This window comes from Mesorhizobium sp. ArgA1 (assembly GCF_053714375.1).
On sequence record NZ_JBSKBQ010000019.1, the window covers coordinates 58,916 to 82,507 of the forward strand.

23 protein-coding genes and 1 pseudogene are annotated in these 23,592 nt (G+C 61.7%); 7 read left to right on the forward strand and 17 right to left on the reverse strand.

Annotated elements, in window-relative coordinates:
* Positions 1–58: 58 nt before the first annotated feature.
* On the reverse strand, positions 59–502 hold the full coding sequence (locus ACWGTI_RS27545) for a hypothetical protein (protein WP_454590033.1): 444 nt from the start codon (positions 500–502) through the stop codon (positions 59–61).
* 237 nt (positions 503–739) lie between these two features.
* On the opposite strand from ACWGTI_RS27545, the gene ACWGTI_RS27550 reads away from it, so the two are divergent.
* Positions 740–1,840 carry an acyltransferase family protein gene (locus tag ACWGTI_RS27550; RefSeq protein WP_454590034.1) on the forward strand — a complete coding sequence of 367 codons (1,101 nt, stop codon included), beginning with the start codon at positions 740–742 and terminating at the stop codon, positions 1,838–1,840.
* Positions 1,841–1,885: 45 nt separating this feature from the next.
* Here the strand turns inward: ACWGTI_RS27550 and ACWGTI_RS27555 are convergent, their stop codons facing one another.
* From ACWGTI_RS27555 to ACWGTI_RS27590, 8 genes are all read right to left on the reverse strand, one after another.
* Complete coding sequence (locus tag ACWGTI_RS27555) at positions 1,886–2,953, reverse strand: BMP family ABC transporter substrate-binding protein (protein ID WP_454575130.1); 1,068 nt, start codon at positions 2,951–2,953, stop codon at positions 1,886–1,888.
* A 51-nt stretch (positions 2,954–3,004) separates the two neighbouring features.
* Positions 3,005–3,925, reverse strand: a complete 921-nt coding sequence (locus tag ACWGTI_RS27560) for an ABC transporter permease (RefSeq protein ID WP_454590035.1) — start codon at positions 3,923–3,925, stop codon at positions 3,005–3,007.
* On the reverse strand, positions 3,925–5,040 hold the full coding sequence (locus ACWGTI_RS27565) for an ABC transporter permease (RefSeq protein ID WP_454590036.1): 1,116 nt from the start codon (positions 5,038–5,040) through the stop codon (positions 3,925–3,927). The genes ACWGTI_RS27560 and ACWGTI_RS27565 overlap by 1 nt, the downstream gene beginning before the upstream one ends.
* Complete coding sequence (locus ACWGTI_RS27570) at positions 5,037–6,629, reverse strand: ABC transporter ATP-binding protein (RefSeq protein WP_454590037.1); 1,593 nt, start codon at positions 6,627–6,629, stop codon at positions 5,037–5,039. The genes ACWGTI_RS27565 and ACWGTI_RS27570 overlap by 4 nt, the downstream gene beginning before the upstream one ends.
* Before the next feature lie 201 nt (positions 6,630–6,830).
* The gene (locus tag ACWGTI_RS27575) at positions 6,831–7,808 is read right to left on the reverse strand and encodes a quinone oxidoreductase family protein (RefSeq protein WP_454590038.1); all 978 of its coding nucleotides are present in this window, start codon (positions 7,806–7,808) and stop codon (positions 6,831–6,833) included.
* Between the two features lie 17 nt (positions 7,809–7,825).
* On the reverse strand, positions 7,826–8,656 hold the full coding sequence (pcsA, locus tag ACWGTI_RS27580; protein WP_454590039.1) for a phosphatidylcholine synthase: 831 nt from the start codon (positions 8,654–8,656) through the stop codon (positions 7,826–7,828).
* Entirely contained in the window at positions 8,653–9,267 is a 615-nt protein-coding gene (locus ACWGTI_RS27585; protein WP_454590040.1) for a DUF1326 domain-containing protein, read from the reverse strand. The genes pcsA and ACWGTI_RS27585 overlap by 4 nt, the downstream gene beginning before the upstream one ends.
* A gap of 13 nt (positions 9,268–9,280) precedes the next feature.
* Positions 9,281–10,174 carry a DUF2182 domain-containing protein gene (locus tag ACWGTI_RS27590; RefSeq protein ID WP_454590041.1) on the reverse strand — a complete coding sequence of 298 codons (894 nt, stop codon included), beginning with the start codon at positions 10,172–10,174 and terminating at the stop codon, positions 9,281–9,283.
* A gap of 102 nt (positions 10,175–10,276) precedes the next feature.
* Between ACWGTI_RS27590 and ACWGTI_RS27595 the strand changes: the two genes are divergently transcribed.
* The gene (locus ACWGTI_RS27595) at positions 10,277–11,488 is read left to right on the forward strand and encodes a UbiH/UbiF family hydroxylase (protein ID WP_454590042.1); all 1,212 of its coding nucleotides are present in this window, start codon (positions 10,277–10,279) and stop codon (positions 11,486–11,488) included.
* Here the strand turns inward: ACWGTI_RS27595 and ACWGTI_RS27600 are convergent.
* A pseudogene (locus ACWGTI_RS27600) lies at positions 11,465–11,915 on the reverse strand (AEC family transporter). The gene ACWGTI_RS27595 and the pseudogene ACWGTI_RS27600 sit on opposite strands and share 24 nt — an antisense overlap.
* 224 nt (positions 11,916–12,139) lie before the next feature.
* Here ACWGTI_RS27600 and hspQ point away from each other — a divergent pair.
* Positions 12,140–12,463 carry a heat shock protein HspQ gene (gene hspQ / locus ACWGTI_RS27605; RefSeq protein ID WP_454575121.1) on the forward strand — a complete coding sequence of 108 codons (324 nt, stop codon included), beginning with the start codon at positions 12,140–12,142 and terminating at the stop codon, positions 12,461–12,463.
* A 68-nt stretch (positions 12,464–12,531) separates the two neighbouring features.
* Here hspQ and ACWGTI_RS27610 read toward each other — a convergent pair whose 3' ends face one another.
* Entirely contained in the window at positions 12,532–13,158 is a 627-nt protein-coding gene (locus ACWGTI_RS27610) for an invasion associated locus B family protein (RefSeq protein WP_454575118.1), read from the reverse strand.
* A gap of 260 nt (positions 13,159–13,418) precedes the next feature.
* Here ACWGTI_RS27610 and ACWGTI_RS27615 point away from each other — a divergent pair, with 260 nt between their 5' ends.
* Together ACWGTI_RS27615 and ACWGTI_RS27620 are read left to right on the forward strand one after the other, a co-directional pair.
* On the forward strand, positions 13,419–15,239 hold the full coding sequence (locus ACWGTI_RS27615) for an extracellular solute-binding protein (protein ID WP_454590043.1): 1,821 nt from the start codon (positions 13,419–13,421) through the stop codon (positions 15,237–15,239).
* A gap of 99 nt (positions 15,240–15,338) precedes the next feature.
* Positions 15,339–16,019, forward strand: a complete 681-nt coding sequence (locus ACWGTI_RS27620) for a DsbA family oxidoreductase (protein ID WP_454590044.1) — start codon at positions 15,339–15,341, stop codon at positions 16,017–16,019.
* On the opposite strand, the gene ACWGTI_RS27625 is transcribed toward ACWGTI_RS27620, so the two are convergent.
* Positions 16,020–16,454 (reverse strand): hypothetical protein, encoded by a 435-nt coding sequence (locus ACWGTI_RS27625; RefSeq protein WP_454590045.1) that lies wholly within the window; start codon positions 16,452–16,454, stop codon positions 16,020–16,022. It abuts the gene before it with no gap.
* 11 nt (positions 16,455–16,465) lie between these two features.
* The gene (locus ACWGTI_RS27630; protein ID WP_454590046.1) at positions 16,466–16,771 is read right to left on the reverse strand and encodes a hypothetical protein; all 306 of its coding nucleotides are present in this window, start codon (positions 16,769–16,771) and stop codon (positions 16,466–16,468) included.
* Between the two features lie 325 nt (positions 16,772–17,096).
* Here ACWGTI_RS27630 and ACWGTI_RS27635 point away from each other — a divergent pair, with 325 nt between their 5' ends.
* Complete coding sequence (locus ACWGTI_RS27635; RefSeq protein ID WP_454590047.1) at positions 17,097–18,983, forward strand: ABC transporter ATP-binding protein/permease; 1,887 nt, start codon at positions 17,097–17,099, stop codon at positions 18,981–18,983.
* Between the two features lie 38 nt (positions 18,984–19,021).
* Here ACWGTI_RS27635 and ACWGTI_RS27640 read toward each other — a convergent pair whose 3' ends face one another.
* The 4 genes from ACWGTI_RS27640 to rpiA all read right to left on the reverse strand — a co-directional run bounded on the left by ACWGTI_RS27640 (position 19,022) and on the right by rpiA (position 22,580).
* Positions 19,022–19,705, reverse strand: a complete 684-nt coding sequence (locus ACWGTI_RS27640) for a hypothetical protein (RefSeq protein ID WP_454590048.1) — start codon at positions 19,703–19,705, stop codon at positions 19,022–19,024.
* A 33-nt stretch (positions 19,706–19,738) separates the two neighbouring features.
* The gene (gor, locus tag ACWGTI_RS27645; protein ID WP_454590049.1) at positions 19,739–21,130 is read right to left on the reverse strand and encodes a glutathione-disulfide reductase; all 1,392 of its coding nucleotides are present in this window, start codon (positions 21,128–21,130) and stop codon (positions 19,739–19,741) included.
* 120 nt (positions 21,131–21,250) lie between these two features.
* A complete protein-coding gene (locus ACWGTI_RS27650) occupies positions 21,251–21,862 on the reverse strand; it encodes a DUF2059 domain-containing protein (RefSeq protein ID WP_454590050.1) in 612 nt (203 codons plus the stop codon).
* Positions 21,849–22,580, reverse strand: a complete 732-nt coding sequence (rpiA, locus tag ACWGTI_RS27655) for a ribose-5-phosphate isomerase RpiA (RefSeq protein WP_454590051.1) — start codon at positions 22,578–22,580, stop codon at positions 21,849–21,851. Before rpiA ends, ACWGTI_RS27650 begins: the two co-directional genes overlap by 14 nt.
* Before the next feature lie 163 nt (positions 22,581–22,743).
* Here rpiA and ACWGTI_RS27660 point away from each other — a divergent pair, with 163 nt between their 5' ends.
* Positions 22,744–23,427: a phosphoglycolate phosphatase gene (locus ACWGTI_RS27660; RefSeq protein WP_454590052.1), complete on the forward strand. Its 684-nt coding sequence runs from the start codon at positions 22,744–22,746 to the stop codon at positions 23,425–23,427.
* Positions 23,428–23,592: the final 165 nt, after the last annotated feature.

Sequence of the window (23,592 nt, forward strand, 5' to 3'; positions counted from 1 at the left end):
GTTCTCTAAGAACCGGGGCCACTTTTGAGCGACATGCATTAAGCTGAGTGGCGTTTCGTCAGAGCTTGACCGACTCCATTGCAGTCAGGGACCGATCGATCGCCTGATTGAGGGCCTTGTCCAGCCGCATGCCCGCCGCTTGGGTTGCGACGACCGAGAGGCGCGCGGCAAATCCCAAATGGAAGTCGACGAACCATTCGGGGTGCGGCTCGGGTTCCGGAATTGGCGGCCACCACGGCGGAAGTTTTGGGATCTTCGGTCGCGTCGGGCACCAGTCGTCGAGGTCGGCCAGCACCGATTTCATATCGAGCCCGCCTCGCTCGGCGGACCACGCGCCGCGGACGAATTCGTCGGCGATCGCTGCGCCCAGTTCATGCGGCGGGAGCGGCTGAGGATTGAGTGCGACTTGCGCGAACCTCCACTGTGGTCCGTGCGGAATGACATCATAAATGGCTGGAATGCGCTTACCGATAATGGCTAAGAGTTTTTTGCTCAATTGCATAAGACATTCTCCTGCTCAAATTAGTAACGCCGGCCGATTTCGTCAGGCCGTAAGATGAGCATGCAAGTAAAAAGCGATTTCGTCTGTGAAGGGGATCACGGAGGCGCATTGCAGGCAGTTGTACCCGGTTGGATGCTTGCGCTGCCATTTACCAAATTTCGTGATATTTGCTGCCGTTTACCCTGTTTGGATGCGACCTGCGTTATGGTTTCCGGGTCGTAAACGCAGAGGCCCCGCATGGACGACAGACCTGCCCGGCAGGATTACATCGCGACGCTCGACCTGCTGAGGCTGGCGGCGGCGCTGGCTGTGGTTTTCTTCCATTATTTCTTTCGGGGTGCTGCCGCCGACGGCGCGCTCGCCGAGGGCTATCCGGCCGTGGCGCCGTTCGCGCTCTACGGCTATCTCGGCGTCAATCTGTTCTTCCTGATCAGCGGTTTTGTCATCGCCTGGTCGGCGGAGGGCCGCTTCTGGCACGAGTTTGCCATCGCGCGTTTCGTGCGCCTCTATCCCGGCTACCTCCTGTGCATAACCATCACCTTCATCATTTTCATGGCTTTTGGCGCACCGCTGTTTGCAACCTCGCTCGGTCAGTACGCCGCCAATCTGTCGATGTTTGCGCCGGCCTTGGGCCAACCCTTCATGGACGGCGTCTACTGGTCGATCCTGCTCGAGCTGGTGTTCTATGGATGGGTGACGCTGGCGCTCATCGGCGGCGTTTTCCAGAAATGGAAGCTTGGGCTGATCTTGATCTGGCTGGCGATTGCAGCCTTGAACGAGTTCTTCATCGACAGCCGGGGGATAAGGCTGCTGTTCATCACCGAGTTCGGTCCGTTCTTCGCCGCCGGCGTGCTGGTCCACCACCTCCATGCGCATGGGCGTTCGTTGCCGGCCCTGCTGCTGCTCGGTGCCGCCTTCGTTCTGTCCTGCAGCACGTTGTCCGTGACGCAGCAGTGGATGCTGAACGAATATGGCATTGCCGTTTTGCAGCCGCATCTGGTGATCGCCAATTTCGTCATGCATTCCCTGCTGATCGGCGCGATCCTGCTGCGCAGCTATGTCGTGCCGTCCGCACTGACGCTGGCGCTGGGCGGGCTGACCTACCCGCTCTATCTCCTGCACCAGAAAATCGGCTACATCACCATCAATGCCGCAGCCCCGTTGGTCGGCAAATGGACTGCTGCTTTGGGCTGCATAGTGACGATGGTTCTGATTTCCTGGGCGATCTGGCGGTATTTTGAACGGCCGGCCCAGCGCAAGGCCAAGACATGGATCGGCCGCATGCTCGATATCGCGCTGGCGCGGTTTCGCGGCACAAGTGCACAGCCCGCGAAATGAAAAAGGGCGCCATGCGGCGCCCTTTTTGTTTTGTATTCCCTGGGCTTACTGCGGAAGCTTGTCGTCGACGCCCTTCACATAGAAGTTCATGCCGAGCAGCGTGCCGTCATCGGCGACTTCGCCGTCCTTTAGCCACGGCGTGCCGTCCTGCTTGGCGATCGGTCCGGTGAAGGGGTTCCATCCGTCGGAGATCTTCTTGGTAGTTGCCTCGGCCATCGCCTTCACGTCGTCGGGCATGTTGGTGAAGGGAGCCAGCTTGACGGCGCCGTCCTTGATGCCGAGCCAGACGTTATCCGGCTTCCAGGTGCCGTCCAGTGCTGCCTGCACGCGGCTGATGTAGTACGGGCCCCATTCGTCGGTGAGTGAGGTCAGTTGCGCATTCGGCGCGAACTTGATCATGTCCGAAGACTGGCCGAAGCCGTGCAGCTTGCGCTCCTCCGCCACCTGCAAGGCGGCGGTTGAATCGGTGTGCTGGACGATGATGTCGGCGCCCTGGTCGAACAGCGCCTTGGCAGCATCGGCTTCCTTGCCCGGATCGAACCAGGAGTTCACCCAGACGATCTTGGCTTTGAAGTTCGGGTTGACCGACTGCGCACCAAGCATGAAGGAGTTGATGCCCATCACCACCTCGGGGATCGGGAAGGACACAATGTAGCCGGCGACCCCTGCCTTCGATTCCTTGGCGGCGATCTGGCCGAGCACATAGCGGCCCTCATAGAAGCGCGCATTGTAGATGCCGAGATTGTCACCGGTCTTGTAGCCGGTGGCATGCTCGAACATCACCTTGGGAAACTTCTTGGCGACCTTCACTTCCGGATCCATGAAGCCGAAGGAGGTGCCGAAGATGATCTTGCAGCCTTCGCGCGCCAGGCGCTCGAAAGCGCGGTCGGCGTCGGGGCCCTCCGAGACGTTTTCGAGATAGGCGGTCTCGACCTTGTCGCCGAGCGCCTTTTCCACCTCGAGGCGTCCCTGGTCGTGCTGGTAGGAATAGCCGAAATCGCCGATCGGGCCAGTATAGACCCAGCACGCCTTCAGCTTGTCGGCGGCTTGCGCCGACGCCGCCAGTGACATGGCGGCGGTCGTGGTCATCAACGCAATAAGCAGTTTTTTCATTGTGTTACCTCTCTGAGTTTAGCCTTGGAGCTTTCCCGTTTGTTTTTGTTGTCAACGATCCGGAACGAATGGCTGCCCCAAGGAAGCCGGCGTGTTCATCATCGTCAGACGCTTGTTGCGCGAGATTAGAACGAGAACCACGACGGTTGCCAGATAGGGCAGAGAAGAAAGCAGCTGCGAAGGCACCGGAATGCCAAAAGCCTGTGCATGAAGCTGGCCGATCCACACCGCGCCGAAAATGTAGGCTCCGGCCAGCACCCGCCACGGCCGCCAGGAGGCGAACACGACCAGCGCCAGTGCGATCCAGCCACGCCCTGCGGTCATGTTCTCCACCCATTGCGGCGTGTAGACCAGCGACAGGTGGCCGCCGGCAAGTCCGGCGCAGGCGCCGCCGAAGATCACGGCGAGATAGCGGTAGCGGACGACCTTGATGCCAAGCGCGTGCGCCGATGTGTGGCTGTCGCCAATCGAGCGCAGTGTCAGACCGGTGCGGGTCTTGAACAGAAACCACATGACGGCGGCGGTGAGCGCAATCGAGATGTAGAAGATCGGATCCTGGCCGAACAGCAGCCTGCCCACCACAGGAATGTCGGTCAGCCCCGTGACAGAGAGATTTGGCAGCCTTTCGCCGGGCTGGCCGACAAAGCTCGTCCCCATCATGCCGGACAGGCCGAGGCCAAGCAGCGTCAGCGACAGGCCAGTCGCCACCTGGTTGGTGGCGAGCGACAGCGTCATGACCGCAAACAGCAGCGAGAACACCGCGCCCATGGCGATCGCCGCCAGCAGGCCGATCCAGGGCGATCCCGTGAGATAGCCGGCGCCGAAACCGCCGACGGCGCCCATGATCATCATGCCCTCGACGCCGAGGTTGAGCACGCCGGAGCGCTCGACCACCAGTTCGCCTATCGCCGCGATCAGCAGCGGCGTCGCCGCTGTCGCAATGGTCAAAAGGATGTTGACGGTGATGTCCATCAGCGAGCTTCCTTCAACTTCGGCGCGGCTTCGAGTTTCGGCGCAAGCGCCATGCCGACCAGGCGAATGCGATAGTGGATGAGCGTGTCGCAACCGAGCACGAAGAACAAAAGCATGCCCTGGAACACACGCGCGACCTTGTCGGAGATGCCGAGCGCGCTCTGCACCGCTTCGCCGCCGAGGTACGTCAGCGCCAGCACCAGGCCGGCAGCGACGATGCCGAGCGGATTAAGCCGGCCGAGGAAGGCGACGATGATGGCGGTGAAGCCGTAACCGGGCGAAATCACCGGTTGCAGCTGGCCGATGGCGCCGGAGACTTCCGAAATGCCGGCAAGCCCAGCCAGCGACCCCGACAGCAGGAAGGCGAAGAACACCATGCGGTTGAGGCCGAAGCCGGCGAAGCGCCCTGCCCGCGGGCTGGAGCCGAGCACGCGGACCTCAAAACCCTTGAGCAGGCGGCTCATCAGCACCCAGATCAGCACGGCGGCGATCAGCGCAAAGACAAAACCCCAGTTGGCGCGGCCGGCATCCGGCATTAGCTCGGGCAAAATGGCCGAGTCGTTGAACTGGATGGTCTGGGGGAAGCCGTGGCCCTGCGGATCGCGCCAGGGACCGCGCACCAGCCAGTCGAGGAAGAGCTGGGCGACATAGACCAGCATCAGGCTGGTCAGGATCTCGTTGGTGCCGAAGCGCGTCTTCAGCAAGGCCGGAATGGCGGCATAAAGGGCGCCGCCAACCATGCCGGACAACAGCATCAGCGGCAGAACCAGCGGTCCCTCGAACTGCGGGAACAACACCGGGATGATCGAACCGAAAATGCCGCCGAGGATGAACTGGCCTTCGGCGCCGATGTTCCAGATGTTGGCTTTGTAGCAGACCGACAGGCCGACCGCGATCAGGATCAGCGGTGCTGCCTTGATCGCCAGCTCATGCAGCTGCCAGACCTGGCTGATCGGCTCGATGAAGTAGATCTCGAAGGCAGTCAGTGGGTTGACGCCGAGCAGCGCGAACAGAATCGCGCCGGCAATGATCGTCAGGCCGAAGGCGATGAAGGGCGACAGCGCCGAAAACAGCATCGAGCGCTGTGGGCGTTTGACGAGTTCGAGGCGCATCATGCCGTCTCCAGCGTGTGTTCGGCGTGGCCGGGCTCGGCGCCGCCCATCAACAGGCCGATCTTTTCGAAGGTGGCCTCGGCAATCGGCAACGGTTTCGACAGTTCGCCATTGTGCATGACCGCGATCGCGTCCGAAATTTCGAACAGCTCGTCGAGGTCCTGGCTGATGACCAGGACAGCCGAACCGCTGCGCGCCAGTTCGATCAGCGCCTGGCGGATATGGGCAGCAGCACCGGCGTCGACGCCCCATGTCGGCTGGTTGACGACCATGACGGCAGGGCTGCGGTCGAGTTCGCGGCCGACGATGAATTTCTGCAGATTGCCGCCCGAAAGGGCAGCGGCTTCCGGATCGGGTGCGCTCTTGCGCACATCCATCGCCACGATGATGCGCTGGGCGGCGGCATAGACCGCACCGCTCTTGACTGCGCCGCCGGTGCCGACAAAGACCTTGCCGTCCGTGGCGTGGCGCGACAGGAGCAGATTTTCCGAAAGCTTCATGCGTGGCGCCGCACCGTGGCCGAGGCGTTCTTCCGGCACAAAGGCGGCGCCCATCAGCCGCCGGCCGGTGATCGAGAGCGCGCCGGCGTCCTTGCCACGGATGCGCACGGACGCGGCGTCCTGCTGTAGCACCTCGCCGGAGACGGATTCGAAGAACTCGCCCTGGCCGTTGCCGGCGACACCGGCAATGCCGATCACCTCGCCGGCGCGCACAGTGAGGTTGATGTTCTTCAGCGGGATCGAGAACGGCGTCGCCGGCTTGCGGCTGAGCGCACGGATCTCGAGCAGAGGCGCGGCGGTCTCGATGCCTTCGGCCGGCGCGCGCACCACGGCTTTCACCTCGTTGCCGACCATCATGCGGGCCAGTGAAGAAGCGGTTTCCTCGCGCGGATTGCAGTGACCGACGACCTTGCCGTGACGCAGCACGGTGGCGCGGTCGCAGATGCGTTTGACCTCTTCCAGCCGGTGCGAAATGTAGAGGATGGATTTCCCCTCCGAGCGCAGGCGCTCCAGCGTCTCGAACAGCTTGTCGGCTTCCTGCGGCGTCAGCACGGAGGTCGGCTCGTCGAGGATGATGAGCTGGGGCGTCTGCAAGAGGCAGCGGATGATCTCGATGCGCTGGCGTTCGCCGACCGAGAGATCGCCGACCAGCGAGTCCGGATCGAGCGGTAGGCCATAGCTGAAGGAAAGCGCCCTCGCCTTGGCAGCGATCGAACTGATCGGCGAGCCGTCATCCAGCGACAAAGCGATGTTCTCGGCCGCGGTCAGCGCCTCGAACAGCGAAAAGTGCTGGAACACCATGCCGATGCCGAGTTTCTTCGCAATGCCCGGGCTGGTGATGCGGACGGCGTCACCATTCCAGAAAATCTCTCCGGAATTGGGCTCCAGCGAACCGAACAGCATCTTGACCAGCGTCGACTTGCCGGCACCGTTTTCGCCGAGCAGCGCGTGTATCTCGCCTTTGGCGATGTTGAGGTCGATATGATCGCACGCCGTCAGCGTGCCGAATATCTTGGTCAGGCCACGAACCTCAAGCAGGTTCGCTCCATTGTGATCTGCACTCACAGTGCCTCCCGTCCGGTTTCCGGACATGTTCTGTGTTCCCGCCAGCATGGTATGCGCTGGCTGCTCTCGTGCGAAAGCAGCACCCACCTTGAAAGAGCTTCAAGAATTTCAGCGGAAACTCAAGGGGTAATGATAAGCCTGTTTCACGCAAGAAAGTATCCGGCCGGTTCTTAGTGCAAACAGCGCCCGGCGCCGCGGCAAAGCGCTGAACAACTGGGCAAATTCCCCTCAGGGGATCAGAATGGTGGTGCCCGTCGTCTTGCGGGCTTCGAGATCGGCCTGCGCCTTGCCGGCATCCTTCAGCGCATAACGCTGGTTGATCTTGATCTCGACCGCGCCGCTCAGCACCACGTCGAACAAGGCCGCGGCGGAGACTTCGAGGTCCTCGCGCTTGGCATTGTAGACGAACAGCGTCGGCCTGGTGACGAACAGCGAGCCCTTCTGCGCCAGGAGCGACATCGAAAATGGCGGGATCGGCCCCGAGGACTGCCCGAAAGCGACGAACATGCCGAGCGGCCTCAAACAATCGAGCGAGGCGGGGAATGTGTCGTTGCCGACCGAATCGTAGACGACGTCGCATTTCTTGCCGCCAGTGATGGCGGCGACGCTGGCGACGAAATCCTGCTCCTTGTAGTTGATGACATGATCGAAGCCATGCGCCCTGGCGAGCTCGATCTTGTCAGTCGAGCTTGCCGTGCCGATGACGGTCGCGCCGAGATGTTTTGCCCATTGTCCCAGGATCAGGCCGACACCGCCGGCTGCGGCATGAAACAGGATGGTGTCGCCGGCCTTCACCTTGAAGGTACGACGCAGCAGATACTCCGCCGTCATGCCTTTCAGCATCATGCCGGCGGCCTGCTCGTCGCTGATGCCGTCCGGCACCTTGACCACGCGGTCGGCGGCGACGACGCGTTCTTCGGCATAGGCGCCGACATTGACGGCATAGGCGATGCGATCGCCGGGCTTCAGCCAGTCGACGCCAGTACCAACCGTCAGCACGACGCCGGCCGCTTCGCCGCCCGGGATCAGCGGGAAGCCGCCGGGCGGCGGGTAAAGGCCGGTGCGATGATAGACATCGATGAAATTGAGGCCGATCGCCGTGTGCCTGACCAGGATCTGCCCGGCGCCGGGCTGGCCCGGATCGGCATCTTCATAGGTCAGGACTTCCGGACCGCCATGGGCGTGGATACGGATGGCTTTGGACATTTCTGGGTTTCCTGCGGTCAGGATTTTTTTTCGTCCGGCTTGGCGCCGAGTTTGGGGAAGAACTGCATGATAGCGCCGATGCAGGCGAGGTAAAGCCCGGTGACGGTGATGCCGGCCTTGGTGAAGACGCTGACCTGCTCGCCCAGAACGCCGATCTGGTCGTAGAAAGCGGCAAGCGCCGCCTGCGCCAGTGCCAGCGCGCCGAAAGCGCACCATAGCAGCGTCATGCCAAGGTTGATCGGCCGCAGCCGCACCACCCGAACCGGGTGGATGAAGTTGATCGGCACGAAGGTGAGGATGCCCGCCGCCACGACGACGCCGAAGGACACCCATTGGCCCGGCTCGATGACGAACAGGGTGAACACCACCATGTTCCAGACCACCGGAAAGCCCTTGAAGAAGTTCTCCTTCGTCTTCATGCCGGTGTCGGCATAGTAGATGGCGCTGGAGACGACGATGATGGCCGCCGACAGGAACGATAGCCGCTCCCCCATGAAGCCGCGCTGGTAGAGCGCGAAGGCCGGGATCAGCACATAGGTGACGTAGTCGATAATGTTGTCGAGGAGTTCGCCTGACCAGGTCGGCAGGATCTCCTTGACCTCGAGCTTTCGCGCGATCGGCCCGTCGATGCCATCGACGAACAACGCGAGCCCCAGCCACCAGAACATTGCCGTCCAGCGTTCCTCGCTCGCCGCCACCAAAGACAGGAAAGCCAGGAACGAGCCCGACGCGGTCAACAGATGGACCGAAAACGCACGCGCCTGCGGCCAGGTGACCTTCTTCTTCGGACGCGGAATCCGGTCCGTGATCTTTTTGGCGGCGTTCCTGGCGGTTGTGTTCTTGCTCACGGGCCCCGCCAATCCAGCTTGCAGATTTCGGCCGAACGGCCGGCGAAATTCCAGTTACGGCCGAAAGCCCGCATCTTGCTCTTGTCGGATCTGGCCACGATGATCTCCGGCGCGATCCAGTATTCCGAGTTGCTGATCACGGTATCCTTCTCGCGATCCTTGCCGGGAATCGGTGTCACCGCCCCGTCGATGATCTTCGGTATCTGGAAAACACGCGTCTTGTCACGCGTCTCGTAGGTGATCGGCACCTGCTCGACGCCGAGGAACTTTCCGACAAGGATGGACAGCAGCGAGGTTGTTCCGCCGGCCTTGCCGGTGAAGATCCTTGTCAGCGCCTTCACCGCATAGACCGAGGCGCGCTTGTCGATGAACAGGCCTGCGGTCCAGTTGCCGCGGCTCATATAGCCGGGGATTTCCATGACCAGCCCGAGGTTGAGGCCAGACAGGTCGACCTCGCCGAAATGGCCAGCATCGATGCGGAACCCTGCCCAGGTCTGGCAATAACCCTCAGTTGGCGGATGGCTGCCAAGCGACAGCACGCAAGGGCAAAAAATCGTGCAATTACAAGAGAGTACGAGCTCTCCTTTCATCGCCCAGACTTGCTCTGCCATTGAATTCTCCCCCTTATGCAGAGACTACTAGCAGGGCGACTGCCCAGACAAGCAGTATCGCACCGGCCACTTGGGTTGGAACCCTGCCGCTGGTCTGTTTCTCGATCAGGGTGAACAGGCCGATCAGCGCCATCCAGAACACGTTCATCGTGCCGACAGCAAACATCACCAGCATCAGCGCCCAGCAGCAGCCCAGGCACCACAGGCCCTGCTCCAGCCCGAGCCGGAAAATGCGGCTGGGCTCGGCGCTCCAGTTGGAAAACAGGGTAGCGAAGGGATTCCTGCATTTTGTCAGGCAGGCCTGCTTGAGGCTGGTGAACTGGTAGAGGCCGCCCACCAGCAAAGCAGCGGCCGCGGCGAAGCCGGCCACCGGGTCGAGCAATCGCCCCGACGCAAATGCGTGGACGGCCAGCGTCAGCGTCGCGAAACCAGCCGAGGCGACGAGCCATGTGCAGAGGTAACCCGAAACCAGAACCAGCGGGTGGGCCACCGGCTCGCCCCTGATGCGGGCGGTGTCGGCGATCTCGCAATAGGTGCGGATCATCGGCGCTGCCGACGGCAACATCGTTGCCACGGCCATCAAAAACCACATCGCGATCAGCGCCAGAAGTTTTACGCCGCTGCCGGCGTCGAGCGGTGCGGGTGTCAGGCACAGGCCGAAGAAGCGGTCGAGAAAATCCGGCAGCGGCAGTTGCGGCAGGTATCGCAGGACCACATCGCCTGGTGCGCCGGCGCCGGGAAGCCGGCTTTCAGCGCCGCGGATCGCCAGGGCACCGAGAATGAACCAGGCGATGAGAATGCTGCCGGCGATGGCGATGTTGACCGTCAGCCGGGGACTGCGGGCCAGGCTTGCCGTGGCGCGGCCGGCGCGGTCGAGATGGCTGAAATCGTCCTGCTCACCGGTCATGGCAATCGAATGAGCCTAATCGCCGCGTTGATCAAGCCGCATGGTCTGACCTATATCCATGGATAGACAGGATGGGCCTGCATCGCAAACTGGAAGTCCAATTTGGATCACCGCGAGACAGCACGGATACTGGTTGCCGGCAGCGGCCCTGCCGGGCTGATCGCGGCGCTCGGTTTTGCCGAGGCGGGATTTCCCGTGACGCTCGTCGGCCCCGAAGCGGGCGGCCCCGATGGCCGGACAACGGCGCTGATGAACCCTGCCCTCAAGATTCTCGATCGGCTGGGCGTGCTGGCCGAGATCAGGCCAAAGGCCGCGCCGCTGAAGGTCATGCGCATCGTCGATGCCACAAGCCGGCTGATCCGCAGCCCGGTGGTCACCTTTCGCGCCACGGAAATCGGCGAGGAAGAGTTCGGGCTTAATCTGCCCAACAGCGTGCTTAACCCGGCGCTGGCCAGGGCCGTCGCCGCGCATTCCGGCATCGAATGGCTGAAGGTGATGGTTGAGGGCTGGCGCCTGGATGCCGACGAGGCACATGCCGTTCTGGCGGATGGCCGCGAAGTTTCCGCATCGCTGGCGGTCGCTGCCGATGGGCGCCTGTCGCCGGCGCGTGAGGCGGCCGGTATAGCTGCGTCGGTGCGATCCTATCCGCAGGCGGCACTTGTGCTGAACTTCGGCCATCGCAGCGAACACGGCTTCACCTCGACAGAATTCCACACCGAAACCGGGCCGTTCACCCAGGTGCCACTGCCCGGCAACCGCTCCAGCCTTGTCTGGGTGGTGAGACCGGAAACGGCAAAGGACCTCGCCGCACTCGACGACGCGAGACTTTCCGAGCGTGTCGAACAGCAGATGCAGTCGATGCTGGGCCGGGTGTCGGTCGAGCCTGGCCGGCAGATCTACCCGCTTTCGGCGGCATCACCGGGCCGCTTCGCGCAGAACCGCGTTGCCCTGGTCGGCGAGGCCGCGCATGTGTTTCCGCCGATCGGCGCCCAAGGTCTCAACCTCGGTATCAGGGACATCGACGATCTGATTGGAATCGCTGGTGAACATCGCGACGATCCTGGTGCGGCCAAAGTGCTTGCGGCCTATGATTCCAGGCGCCGTCCCGACATTCTGGCGCGCAGCAGCGCGGTCAACCTGCTCAACATGTCGCTATTGTCGGACATGCTGCCGGCTCAGATGGCGCGCAGCGCCGGCCTCAGCGTGCTCGGCAGTTTTGCGCCGTTGCGCGGCTTCTTCATGCGCGAGGGACTGCGGCCCGGCAGCGGCTTTTCCGGACTCTTCGGTGGCCTAGGGAAACAGGTCCGGCGGTAATATGCCGTGCCGGATCAGATAGAGCAGCCCAGTCACCGTCAGCACCGAGAGCAGGTCGTGATCAGTACGCTGGCCGAGGCGCGTTGCACCCAGACGCCATATTGCTGGGCGATGACGAAGACGTTTGTGGCCGTCGGCAGCGCCGCCATAAGCACGGTTGAAAACACCCAGATCTCGGAGAGATTGCCGACCCAGCTCAGCACGACGTAGCAGAGCAGTGGATGCAGGATCAGTTTCAGTGCCGCGATCGATGCCAGAACGGCGTCCGCGCCAGGAGTTGGAAAAACAGGGCTGGAAGCGCGACATAGACGATGAAGGTGTTCATCCAGCCAAGCGCTTCCAGCGGCTGCCTGGTGATGCGTGCCACCAGAAAACCGATGAAAATCAGCCCGAAGAACGGAAGAACAAGACCGATGACGTCAGACATTTTTTCCCTGGGCCGAAAACCCTGAGCCGGGCTGGCGCGTAGCTTCCTCGGGCGTCACGCGCTTCGGCATTGAATTGAAGCACCGTCTGCGCCAGATAAGGCGAGATACCAGCCCTAAAGTCGGGCTCGATTTTTGGTGACGGCGTGTGTAAATTCAAAGCCTTAGAGCGCGTGTCGTGCATTCCAAGGGACGCCGGGCGGTTCAGGGCTTAGTGGTGAGTATCATGAAAACAGCCAAATTCTCGATCGGACAGGTGGTTCGCCACCGGCTGTTTCCATTTCGCGGCATCATTTTCGATGTCGATCCGCAATTCGCCAACACCGACGAATGGTATGAGGCGATCCCGGCCGACGTGCGGCCGCGCAAGGACCAGCCGTTCTACCACCTGCTCGCCGAGAATTCGGAAACCGAATACATCGCCTATGTGTCCGAGCAGAACCTGCTGGAGGATCAATCGGACGAGCCGGTCCGCCATCCTCAGATAGGCGAGATGTTCGACAAGCGACCGGACGGACGCTACGAGCCGAAGCGCCAGTCGAGGCATTGACCGCGTCCTGAGCGGCAACAAAAAAGCGGGGCAATGCCCCGCTTTTTGTTTTTAGAATTTGCCCGAGATCAGTTGGCTGCCTTGGCTTTGTCCTGCTCGTCCTTGAGCTTCTTGGCAAAGTCCTGGTTGTTTTTGGCAACGAAGTCCTGAAGCTTCTTCTGGCGGTCTTCGATGTCGGACTGCTGCAGCGGCGGGCCGTCATAGGCGCCGCTGAAGCCGGTCAAGGCAACCTTGATCGGGTTCGGCTGGTTCTGGAAGTTGACCGAGGTGAGCGTGATCGCCTGGCCCTTCTTGAAGGAAGCGACGAGCGTGTCGCTCAACGGCACTTCGGCCACGCAACGGTCTGGGAAGCAGATGACATAGTCGAGCTTCTGCGCCTTGCCGGCGTCGATCTGCAGGCCGATGCCGGGAGGCACCAGACGCCCCGTCGGGACCGTGACCTGGAACACCTTGCGGTTCACCTTGCCCTTCAGCTCGATCAGGCTGATGCCGGTGACGAGCTGGCCGTTGCCGGCGGTGACGATGTTCTGGACATTGCAGATGTCGACATCTTCCTGCTTGGTGCAGGCCTTGAACCAGCCCTGCGGAATCTGCTGCTGCTGTGCCGAAGCGGTGGGAAGTCCGGCGCCCAGAAAGCCGACCACGCCTGCGGCCATGACCGAAAGGCGGTATGCGTTGCTGTTCAGGCTCGTCATGTCGTGCACTTCCTCTCAAATGATCCCGGGACCGGCTTCTTCGCGCCGTGTGGTCCAGCTACCTGTTGCCGAAATGAGGCAACAGGATGACTTCGGAGCGCGTGTTACACCGCATGCGCAGCCGAATCCAGCCCGGCGCCTGCGATTCTTGGCCGTGCAATTTGGGTCTCGCGATTTGGGTCGACGTATCTGGCCGGGGCGCGGCGGCGCCATGCTAGGGTGCATTCCGAATCATCAAGCCGCCCAGTAAGGAGACGGTCATGGGCCGCATTCTTGTTTGGCTGATCGCCGCGATCTCGTTTCTCGCTTTTTCGCTTCAGCCCGCGATGTCGGAGCCGAAACATGCCATCGCCATGCAGGGCGATCCGGCGCTGCCCGCCGATTACCAGCGTTTCGACTACGTCAATCCGGATGCGCCCAAGGGCGGCAACATCACCTATTGCGTTGTCGGCAGTTTCGACAACCTCAACCCGTTCATTCTGAAGAGCCTGCGCACCACGGCACGCGGCATGCTCGATCTCAACTACGGCAACCTGGTTTTCGAGCCGTTGATGACGCGCAATTATGACGAGGCCTTCAGCCTCTATGGCCTGCTCGCCGACAGCGCCGACATGGACCCCGAGCGCAAGTCGATCGAATTCCACCTCAACGCTGACGCAAAATGGTCGGACGGCGAACCGGTGACGCCGGAGGACGTGCTGTTCACCTACGATGTCTTCACCGACAAGGGCCGCCCGCCCTACAGCGATCGCATGAGCCTGATCGCCAAGCTCGAAAAGACCGGCGATCACAGCGTGCGCTTTACCTTCAATGAAAAAGCCAACCGCGAGACGCCCCTGATCATCGCGCTGACGCCGATCATCCCCAAGCATGCCTTCGACAAGGACACTTTCGACAAGACGACGCTGAAGCCTCTGATCGGTAGCGGTCCCTACATTGTCGACAAAGTGCAGCCGGGACAGCGCATCGTGTTCAAGCGCAACCCGAATTACTGGGGCAAGGACCTCCCCTCCAAGCGCGGCTTCGACAATTACGACCAGATCACCATCGAGTACTTCCTCAACGCCAACGCCAAGACGGAAGCGTTCAAGAAAGGCATCTGCGCCATCTACGATGAGGGCGATCCGATCAAGCGCGAGCGCGACATCGATTTTCCCGCCTTCCGCCGAGGCGAGGTAATCGCCGAAACCTTCGACATCGGCATACCGCCAGTGGTGACTGGGTTCCTGTTCAACACCAGGCTGGAGAAGTTTTCCAATCCGGTGGTGCGGCGCGCGCTCGGCATGCTCTACGACTTCGAATGGGCCAACAAGAACCTGTTCGGCGGCAAGTACTCGCGCACGATGAGCTATTGGCAGAATTCCGAACTGTCGGCGCTCGGCCATCCCGCCGACGACAGGGAGAAGGCGCTGCTGGCGCCCTACCCCGGCCGTGTGCCGGCCGATGTCATGGACGGCACCTGGCGGCCGCCGGTGAATGACGGCACGGGCCAGGACCGCAAGGTGCTGAAGGTGGCCTTCGACCTCTTGAAGAGCCAGGGTTTTGCCGTCAAGGACGGCGTGCTGCTCGACCCCAAGGGAAACCCTTTCGGTTTCGAGATCCTGACCGCTTCGCAGGAAGAGGAGCGTTTCGCCACCATCTATCAGCGTACGCTGGAGAAAATCGGCATCACGGCGACCATCCGCAGCCTCGAAGCCGACCAGATCCAGTCGCGCAAGCAGCGTTTCGATTTCGAGGTGCTGATCGGGTCGAGCGGTTTCAGCAACTCGCTGTCGCCCGGCATCGAGCAGAGTTTTCGCTGGGGTTCGTCAGAAGCCAAAAGGGAAGGCTCCTTCAACCTGGCCGGCGTCGCCGATCCGGCCGTGGATGCGGCGATCGATGCGATGCTGAGAGCGCGGACCAAGGAGGATTACGTCGCCGCGGTGCGCGTCCTCGACCGATTGCTCATCTCCGGCAACTACATGGTGCCCATGCAGTACAACGCGCAGCAATGGCTAGCTTACTGGAATTATCTGGACCATCCGAAAAAGACGCCCATATTCGGTTATCAATGGCCGACCTGGTGGCGCAAAGCGAACTGAGCATGATCCCGAAAAGCGGTTGCCGGTTTTCTCGGACAAACGGAAGGCCGTTTTCTCCAGAGATCATGCTCTAAGAAGTGTTCGCGGCAGGAGATCGAGATGAGCGAAGACAATTCCATCACCGTCGATGTGGTTTCAGACGCGGTTTGCCCCTGGTGCTTCATCGGCCAGAAGCGGCTCGACAAGGCGATCGCCGCTGCCGGCGACGTCGAGGTGCATGTGCGCTGGCGGCCGTTCCAGCTCGATCCGACCATTCCGGAAGGGGGCAAAGACCGGCGCGCATACATGATTGCCAAGTTCGGCAGTGAGGAGCGCATCCGCCAGATGCATGCCCGCATCGAGCCGCTCGGCGAAGCCGAAGGCATCGATTTCGCCTTCGACGCCATCAAGGTTGCCGCCAACACGCTGGACGCGCATCGTGTCATCCGCTGGGCCGGAGCAGCCGGCGAAGCTGTGCAGAACCGGTTGGTGCGCCGGCTGTTCCAATTGTATTTCGAGGAAGGTGCCAATATCGGCGATCACGCGGTGCTGATCGAAGCCGCCCGCGAGGCCGGCATGGATGCTGCCGTGGTCGAAACGCTGTTGCCGACCGACGCCGACGTCGAGGCGGTGCGCACAGAAATCGCTACGGCATCACGGATGGGCATCACTGGTGTGCCGTGCTTCCTGCTCGAAGGCAAATATGCCGTCATGGGCGCGCAGGACGCCGACACGCTGGCCGACGCCATCCGCCAGGTCGCCGCCGCCAAGGCCAAGGGCGAGCTGGAAAAGACCGGTTGATTACTTGACCGTCACCTTGGCCTTGCTGACGAAAAAGCCATGGCCGTTGCTGCCCGTGCAGGCCAATCCTTTGGTTGACGACTGGCAGGTAAACGGCCCTTTGCTCCAGCTGTTGCCATAGGCCAGCTTGGTGACATCGCTGCAGCAGCCTTGTTCACCCGGATTCTTGATCAATGTCGCCGGACCGTTCGGTCCGAGGATCACAGTGACGTAGCTGGGCTTGACGCGCGAACAGCTCAGCTCAGGGCCGCCATCCTGCGGTTCGTAGGTGTTGGTGCCGCCCTTCGGTGTGTAGATGCAGCCGATGTTGCCGGATGGAGCATTGAACTCGATTTGCCTTTCGGGGCTCGCCGCAATGGTCTGGCTGCCGGCATGCGCCAGAGGCAGGAAGGCAAAGAGCGACAGGATTGCAGGAGCGGCTGCGCGTGCAAGCATTGGGGAGCTTCCTAGTTGGAGAACCGGATATGCATGGGTGCCGACAGTGCTGCGCAAGGTTCAACCGGCGGCACATGAATTGTCAATCTTGTTGAGCGGCAGCTAAAAAGCGCGCCCCGGCCGATCATGTTCGCTTTAACAGCGGCGAAGTGGTGATCGACCGCCATGACGCCGCCGCCAGGACCCTTTCCCGGCACTTCTCGGCTTCGGGAAAGTTGATTCGGGCGGCCGGAAGCGATCACGGACAGCAAATTTTCCGGTTTTTCCATCAGTCCGCAGTAGGACTTCCGGCTGATCGGCAAGGCTGATCGGTTCACGAAACCGTGAATCCGGCTTCCCCAAGGGAAGCTTTTCGCACATCTCAGCGCTCTCACAAAACATTGAAACCAAACGAAATATTTGGCCTGGAGACCGCTGTCTCCACGCACCACCTGTTGCCTCACGGCAACGGCAGGTGGGCTACCTCACATTCGCCGCGATAAAATTAATAGAAAATGATCAATTGGTGTTACTATCCGTAACAAAACTAAAAAAGGTTTGGGCGGGATTGTGATTCAGGTCGACAGACCGCGACGTTCAATATCGGCACTTTGGAACCGCGACGCCGCCGCTGGCCCGTCGCCCCTGACGCCAGTATCGTCGATGCGGACCTTCTGGGGACTGATGCGGGCCTACTGGTTCTCGAACCGGTGGAAGGAAGCCTGGACCCTGACGCTGGTGGTCGCGGCGCTAACTGCTCTATCGAGCAAGGCCGACGTCTGGTTCACGGTGGCGATGGGAAAGCTGTCAAACTCCATCGCTTTTTTCCACGATGCTGCGAATACCGCGCCGCTTGAATCGCTTCTTACCAATGCCGGGCTGCTGGTCTTGCTGGTCCTGGTCAAGGATGCGGGCATTACTTCCGTCAAAAGCCTTGTTTCTGCGACACTGCATCGCAAATGGCGAGGCTGGCTGGATGGCCGCTTCAATGAAGCTCTCCTCGATAACAACCACACGCACTACCACGCCCAGAATGGCTCGGCCGGCACGCCGGCTCCCGACAACATCGACCAGCGCGTTCAGGAATCGATTAAAGATATGACTGGTGGGGCCTTGGGGCTCGCACAGGGTGTGTTCGGCGTCTTTACCTCGCTGTACTTTGTAGGGGGAGCTTTGCTGGCAAATTCAGTGGAGGTGAAAGGGCTGGAGTTCCTCGGTAGCTACGGCAGCGTCGTCCTCGCTCTTCTGGCGGTCGCCATCTACGTGCCGTTCAACACCTGGATCGCAGTCAAACTCGGCGGAATGCTCGAGTGGCTCAACATCCGGATGCAGAAGGCTGAAGGCAGCTATCGAGGCGAATTGCTCACGCTACTGCGCCGTAGCTTCCATGTGTCAGCGGCGCAAGGCGAAGAAGTCCAGAAGAAAATCCATGGTCGGCTCTATCTCGACATCGATCGAACTTGGTCGAAGTTCAATATCGTCAACAATATCTATTCAGGATTCGAATCGGTCTATAATTTTGTGGGAGCCAAAATTGTCGCCTTTGCTCCCGGTATTGTGCCTTTCATCAACAATAAGGTTGATTTCACAGGGTATGTAACCGGTTCCGAGCAGGTCAATGCGCTGATCAGCAAGTGTTCGTGGTTCATCCATGTCATGCCGAGCCTCGCCACGCTTCGCGCCAACAGCCAGCGCGTCATCGAATTGGCGAACGCCATCGAGAACGTCCAGCAGCCGCAGGAATTCTACAGCCAGACCGGGCGCTCCGACTTCCACTATGCCAGCCAGAACCCGGTCTTCGGACTGACCATCCAGAAGCTCGAACTGGCGCATCAGGGCGAAGATGCCACGCCGTTCCTGAGCGCGGCCAATCTGCGCTTCCGGCGCGGCGAGTGGACCTTCCTTAAGGGTGAGTCCGGCAGTGGCAAGACTTCGCTGGTCAAGGCGATCAACGGCCTGTGGCCCTATGGTCGCGGCACCATCGTCTTCCCCGACGGCGTGAAGAGTTTCTATGCCGCTCAGGAGGTCAAGCTGCAGCAGGTGTCGCTGAAACAGCTGGTATGCCTGCCCGGCTCGGAGCAGGACTTTGGCGATGCGCAGGTGGCGTCTGCCCTGCACAAGGCTGGCCTTGGCGACTTCATCGAACACATGGCCGACGAAAGCCGCGAGGGAAAGATCTGGGATCAGATGCTTTCCGGCGGCCAGAAGCAGAAGCTGGTGGTGGCCCGCATCGTGCTGCAGCAGCCCGGGCTTCTGTTCCTCGACGAAGCCACCGGCGCGCTCGATCCGGATGGCAAGATCGCTTTCCATCAGGCGATCAAGGACAATTGTCCCGATGTCACGGTGATCAGCATCATGCATGAGGCGGTTGCGCCACGCTCGGCCTCGGGCGCGGAATTCTACCACAGCGTGGTCGCGATCGCCGACGGTGTCGCCACCAAGAAGCCGCTTGTTCCGAACCTCCCGCGCGAGCTCACCACGATCCTTACACAGCCGCGGCCGGTTGAAGACAAATGGATGCGTTTTTCGCGCCGGCTGAAGCAGAAATAGCAACGACACCGTGGCGCCGTCCGCGTCCTGACTTGCTCTCAGCGCCTCACATAAACGTTGGAGAACGAAATGTTGGCGCCGCCGCAATTCCTGTTGTCGCTGACGAAAAGGTAACGGCCGAGCTGTTTCATCATGACGGCGCAGTCGTATTTGCCGGCCTCCCGGTAAGCCACCTGCTTGCCGTCCTGCAAAGCAAATCCCTGCACTGCCTGCTTGAGATCGATGACGGCCTCGAAGCTGCCTTCGGTCGCCGCGCCACCCTGGCCGTGGACGGCCGATCCGCTGACCGCTGCGCTGTCGGCCGATTTGCGGGCGATGTCTATGCGAGATGCCGAGTACCATCTCCAATGGCCCACCCAGCGCGGCTGCACCGTAACGGGATTGACATCCGCCACCGGCAGCCAGCCGCTGGTCTCGTTGCCGCGACGATCGACGAAGGCGGCACAGACATAACCGCCCGCGACGACATCGGTGTCGAAAACCACTTTGTCTTTGGCCCGGACGAAAGCCGCCTTTGCGCAGGACGGGTCGGCGGACGGACATCCGGGCTTTTCGGATTCATTGGCGAGGAAGTTGAGCTTGCGGGCGGTGATGGCGCCAAGGGAAATGTCCGACAGCTCCTTGTCGGACGAAACGCTGTTGCAGTTGGCCCTGTCCTTAGCCGCCGCTGCGCCCGCTGCAAGTAGACTCGATACCACAAGGATGAAGGCTGCCGATTTCATTGATGCGCCCCCGAAATCCGGTTGATCAGCGCCCTATCCTAGCCGTTCGCCGTTCTTCACGCGATAGGTCGGCTTGTACATGGTGACCAGTTCCTCCGCCGCCGTCGGATGGACGGCCATAGTGCGGTCGAAATCGTCCTTGGTGACGCCGGCCTTCAGCGGAATGCCGAGAAGCTGCGCCATCTCGCCGGCGTCCGGCCCGAGAATGTGCGCGCCAAGCACTTTTCGCGTGGCGCCGTCGACCACCAGCTTCATCAGCATCTTCTCGTCGCGGCCCGACAGCGTGTGCCGCATCGGCCGGAACGTGGCGCGGTAGATCTCGATGTCGGCGTAGCGCTTGACGGCTTCGTCCTCGGACAGGCCGACGGTGCCGATCTCCGGCTGTGAGAAGACGGCGGTCGGGATGGTGTCGTGGTCGGGCGCAGTCGGATTTCCCTTGAAGGCGGTCTCGATGAAGCACATGGCTTCGTGGATCGCCACCGGCGTCAACTGCACACGGTTGGTGACGTCGCCGATCGCCCAGATGTTGTCGATGTTGGTGCGGGAGTACTCATCGACAACGATGGCGCCGGTCTTGCCGAGCTCGATGCCGACGCCTTCCAGGCCCATATTCTCGGTGTTCGGGATGCGGCCGATGGCGAGCATGACCTGGTCGACCGTCAACACCTTGCCGCCGGTGACCAGCGCGTCCAGCCGCCCGTCCGGCCGTTTGCGGACCCATTCCGACACGGCGTGGCAGAGAATCTTGATCCCCTTCTTTTCCATGGTCTCGTGCAGCATGCGCCGCAGATCCATGTCGAAGCGCGACAGGATCTCCTTGCCGCGGTAGACCAGCGTGGTGTCGACGCCCAAGCCATGGAAGATATTGGCGAATTCGACGGCGATGTAGCCACCGCCCTCGATCATGATCGACTTCGGCAATTGCTTGAGGTCGAAGGCTTCGTTCGAAAAGATACAAAGTTCGTGGCCGACGAGAGCCGGATGCGGCGCCGGCCGCCCGCCGGTGGCGATCAGGATCTGGTCGGCGGTGACGGTGCGATCGTCGCCCAGGAGATGCACGACGTGAGGGTCGACCAGCATGGCGCGTGAATGGAATGTCTCGCCGCCGGCACCCTTCACGTTCTTCTCGTAAATAGCCTCCAGCCGGGCGATCTCGCGATCCTTGTTGGCGACCAGCGTCGGCCAGTCGAAACGCGCCTCGGGCACCGACCAGCCATAGCCGGCGGCATCGGCGAAATGCTCGGGAAATTGCGAGGCGTAGACGTAGAGCTTCTTCGGCACGCAGCCTCGGATGACGCAAGTGCCGCCATAGCGGTATTCCTCGGCAATGCCGACGCGTTTGCCGAGTGCCGCCGCCACGCGCGCCGCTCTCACCCCGCCGGAGCCGCCGCCGATGACGAAGAGATCGTAGTCGTAACCGGCCATGCCGCTGCTCCTGCCTCAGAAATGTTTGAGACAGGTAGGCTGCGTGGCGGCAAAAGAAAAGCCCGGTTTGCACCGGGCTTTCTTGGTCCAGCGAATACGCCGGTGGCGAAATCGGACGACTTAGTTCTTCGGCGCTTCTGGCTGGTCACCGTCAGCGGGCGCTGCGCCATCGGCGGGGGCCGCGCCATCAGCTGGGGCAGCGCCGTCGGCCGGCGCCGCGGGAGCCTTGGCCTTGGCGGCCGCTGCCAGCGTTTCGCCGACCTGCTGGGCGAGGTCGCGCGCCAGGCCGTTCTGCCAAATGTCGGCAGCCTTGACCAGTTCGCGCGTCACCGCTGGGCCGCTGTCGAGCAGCTTCTTGCCGGCATCGGAATTGTAGAAGGCAGCGATGTCGTTGAGGTCCTTTTCGGAGAACACCTTGGCATAGGCAAGTGCCGCTTCCTTCTCCAGGTCGGCACGGCGTGAGGCCAGCGCCAGCGCCTTCTCGCTGATGGTCTTCCCGATCAGCTCCTGCATGTCGGGGTTCTTCTGGATAAGCTGCTGCTCGAGCGAGGCAGCCGCCTGCGGCAGGATGTTGTCGAACGGGTCGGTCGCGTGGATGGCGGCGACCGCGGCGCGCGCCGCCTTCAGATGCGATTCGGTGACATCCTGCGCAAACGCCGGCGCGGAAAACACCAAGACAGCCGAAGCCGCCACGATGGCGGAGAATTGGCGAACCCGTTTATGCAACATCATGATCGGTAGAACTCCCTGGTTTTCGGGCGGCATGGACGGTTTGGATGCCGTCGCCGCCGGCGATGATGGCCGCTGACGCCAGCCCGATGAAAAGACCATGCTCGACCACGCCGGGAATGGCATGGAGAGCATTCGAAAGCGCTCTTGTATCCGGAATGCGGCCAAAAGATGCATCGAGGATAAAATGGCCGCCGTCTGTAACAAAAGGCTGGCTCCCCGTCATCCTCAATGTAACCGGGCCGGAAAGGCCGAGGCTTTTGGCCGCTGCCCCAACCGCAATTTCGGTCGCGCGCAGGCCGAATTGATTGACTTCGATGGGCAGCGGAAACTGGCCGAGGGTCTCGACCATCTTCGACCGGTCGGCGATCACGATCATGCGCCCGGATGCCGCGGCGACGATCTTCTCGCGCAGCAGCGCGCCGCCACCGCCCTTGATCAGGGTCAGCGCCGGATCGACCTCGTCGGCGCCGTCGACGGTGAGATCGAGCTCGGGTGTTTCCTCCAGCGTCGACAGCGGCACGCCGAGCTCGCGGCAAAGAGCGGCAGTGCGCTCCGATGTCGGCACGCCGATGATGGTCATGCCCGTGGCGACCTTCTCGGCCAGCAGCCGCACGAATTCTTCCGCTGTGGTGCCGGTGCCGATGCCGAGCCGCATGCCGTCACTGACATGGGCAAGCGCTGCCCGCGCGGCCTCGACCTTCAACTGCCTCGCATCCATGCTTGCCCCGGAGGTTTTTGGCCTGATTGTTGATTTTTCTGATTGCGCGCTCCTAGCACTTTTGCCCGCCCGGTCAAAGACTTTGACCGCGCCTGCTTGCCTGAAGGAAGCGCAGCCGCTATCGCCTGCCTGCAATACCGCAGGGGCAACCACAGGACAGGCCATGACCAGACCGATCATCGTGTTCGATCTCGACGGGACGCTGATCGACACGGCGCCGGACCTGCTCGACAGCCTCAACCACAGCCTCGCCGCCAGCGCGCTTGCCGCTGTCGACGAGGCTGGCTTCCGGCGCTTTGTCGGCCAGGGCGGCCGCGTGATGATCGAGCGCGCGCATACCGCGCAGCAGAAATCGCTCGGCGTCGAGGAACACGACCGGCTGCTAAAGCTGTTTCTCGATCACTATACGCTCAACATCCCCGGCAAGTCGCGCCCCTACCCCGGCGTGGTCGACGCGATCGCCCGCTTCGAGAAGGCGGGCTACCTGCTTGCCATCTGCACCAACAAATATGAGGCCAATTCGGTGGCGCTGATCGAGGCGCTCGGCCTGACAAAGCATTTCGCCGCGATCGCCGGCCAGGACACGTTCGCCTTCCGCAAGCCCGATCCGCGCCATCTCATCGAAACGATCAAGCTGGCTGGCGGCGATCCGCATCGCGCGCTGATGATCGGCGATTCGCAGACCGACATCGACACCGCCAAGGCCGCCGGCATTCCGGTGGTCGCTGTCGATTTCGGCTACACCGACCGCCATGTCAGAGAATTCGAACCGTCGGCGGTGATTTCGCATTTCGATGCGCTGACGCTCGACCTGACGGAACGGCTGATTGCAGCGGCGGCCAACTGAGCGAAACGAGGGATTGCGCGGCAGCGCCTGCCCTCGCCTATTTTGGGCGTAGAAGGCAGGCAGGGGAATCGGGTGAGTTAATTTTCACGAGATGAGGCTGACGAGAAAGTCCTCGTTCCATCCGGCCTTCAATCGTTTGTTGGTCATGGACAGTTTGGCTGGATG

Bases quoted from the DNA above. Each gene is read 5' to 3' on its own strand.
- ACWGTI_RS27545 (WP_454590033.1), bottom strand. From the start codon at position 502: ATGCAATTGAGCAAAAAACTCTTAGCCATTATCGGTAAGCGCATTCCA.
- ACWGTI_RS27625 (WP_454590045.1), bottom strand. From the start codon at position 16,454: ATGCTTGCACGCGCAGCCGCTCCTGCAATCCTGTCGCTCTTTGCCTTC.
- ACWGTI_RS27555 (WP_454575130.1), bottom strand. From the start codon at position 2,953: ATGAAAAAACTGCTTATTGCGTTGATGACCACGACCGCCGCCATGTCA.
- ACWGTI_RS27620 (WP_454590044.1), top strand. From the start codon at position 15,339: ATGAGCGAAGACAATTCCATCACCGTCGATGTGGTTTCAGACGCGGTT.
- ACWGTI_RS27610 (WP_454575118.1), bottom strand. From the start codon at position 13,158: ATGACGAGCCTGAACAGCAACGCATACCGCCTTTCGGTCATGGCCGCA.
- rpiA (WP_454590051.1), bottom strand. From the start codon at position 22,580: ATGGATGCGAGGCAGTTGAAGGTCGAGGCCGCGCGGGCAGCGCTTGCC.
- ACWGTI_RS27550 (WP_454590034.1), top strand. From the start codon at position 740: ATGGACGACAGACCTGCCCGGCAGGATTACATCGCGACGCTCGACCTG.
- ACWGTI_RS27575 (WP_454590038.1), bottom strand. From the start codon at position 7,808: ATGTCCAAAGCCATCCGTATCCACGCCCATGGCGGTCCGGAAGTCCTG.
- ACWGTI_RS27570 (WP_454590037.1), bottom strand. From the start codon at position 6,629: ATGTCCGGAAACCGGACGGGAGGCACTGTGAGTGCAGATCACAATGGA.
- ACWGTI_RS27615 (WP_454590043.1), top strand. From the start codon at position 13,419: ATGGGCCGCATTCTTGTTTGGCTGATCGCCGCGATCTCGTTTCTCGCT.
- ACWGTI_RS27560 (WP_454590035.1), bottom strand. From the start codon at position 3,925: ATGGACATCACCGTCAACATCCTTTTGACCATTGCGACAGCGGCGACG.
- hspQ (WP_454575121.1), top strand. From the start codon at position 12,140: ATGAAAACAGCCAAATTCTCGATCGGACAGGTGGTTCGCCACCGGCTG.
- ACWGTI_RS27565 (WP_454590036.1), bottom strand. From the start codon at position 5,040: ATGATGCGCCTCGAACTCGTCAAACGCCCACAGCGCTCGATGCTGTTT.
- ACWGTI_RS27635 (WP_454590047.1), top strand. From the start codon at position 17,097: ATGCGGACCTTCTGGGGACTGATGCGGGCCTACTGGTTCTCGAACCGG.
- ACWGTI_RS27660 (WP_454590052.1), top strand. From the start codon at position 22,744: ATGACCAGACCGATCATCGTGTTCGATCTCGACGGGACGCTGATCGAC.
- ACWGTI_RS27640 (WP_454590048.1), bottom strand. From the start codon at position 19,705: ATGAAATCGGCAGCCTTCATCCTTGTGGTATCGAGTCTACTTGCAGCG.
- ACWGTI_RS27585 (WP_454590040.1), bottom strand. From the start codon at position 9,267: ATGGCAGAGCAAGTCTGGGCGATGAAAGGAGAGCTCGTACTCTCTTGT.
- ACWGTI_RS27650 (WP_454590050.1), bottom strand. From the start codon at position 21,862: ATGATGTTGCATAAACGGGTTCGCCAATTCTCCGCCATCGTGGCGGCT.
- ACWGTI_RS27590 (WP_454590041.1), bottom strand. From the start codon at position 10,174: ATGACCGGTGAGCAGGACGATTTCAGCCATCTCGACCGCGCCGGCCGC.
- gor (WP_454590049.1), bottom strand. From the start codon at position 21,130: ATGGCCGGTTACGACTACGATCTCTTCGTCATCGGCGGCGGCTCCGGC.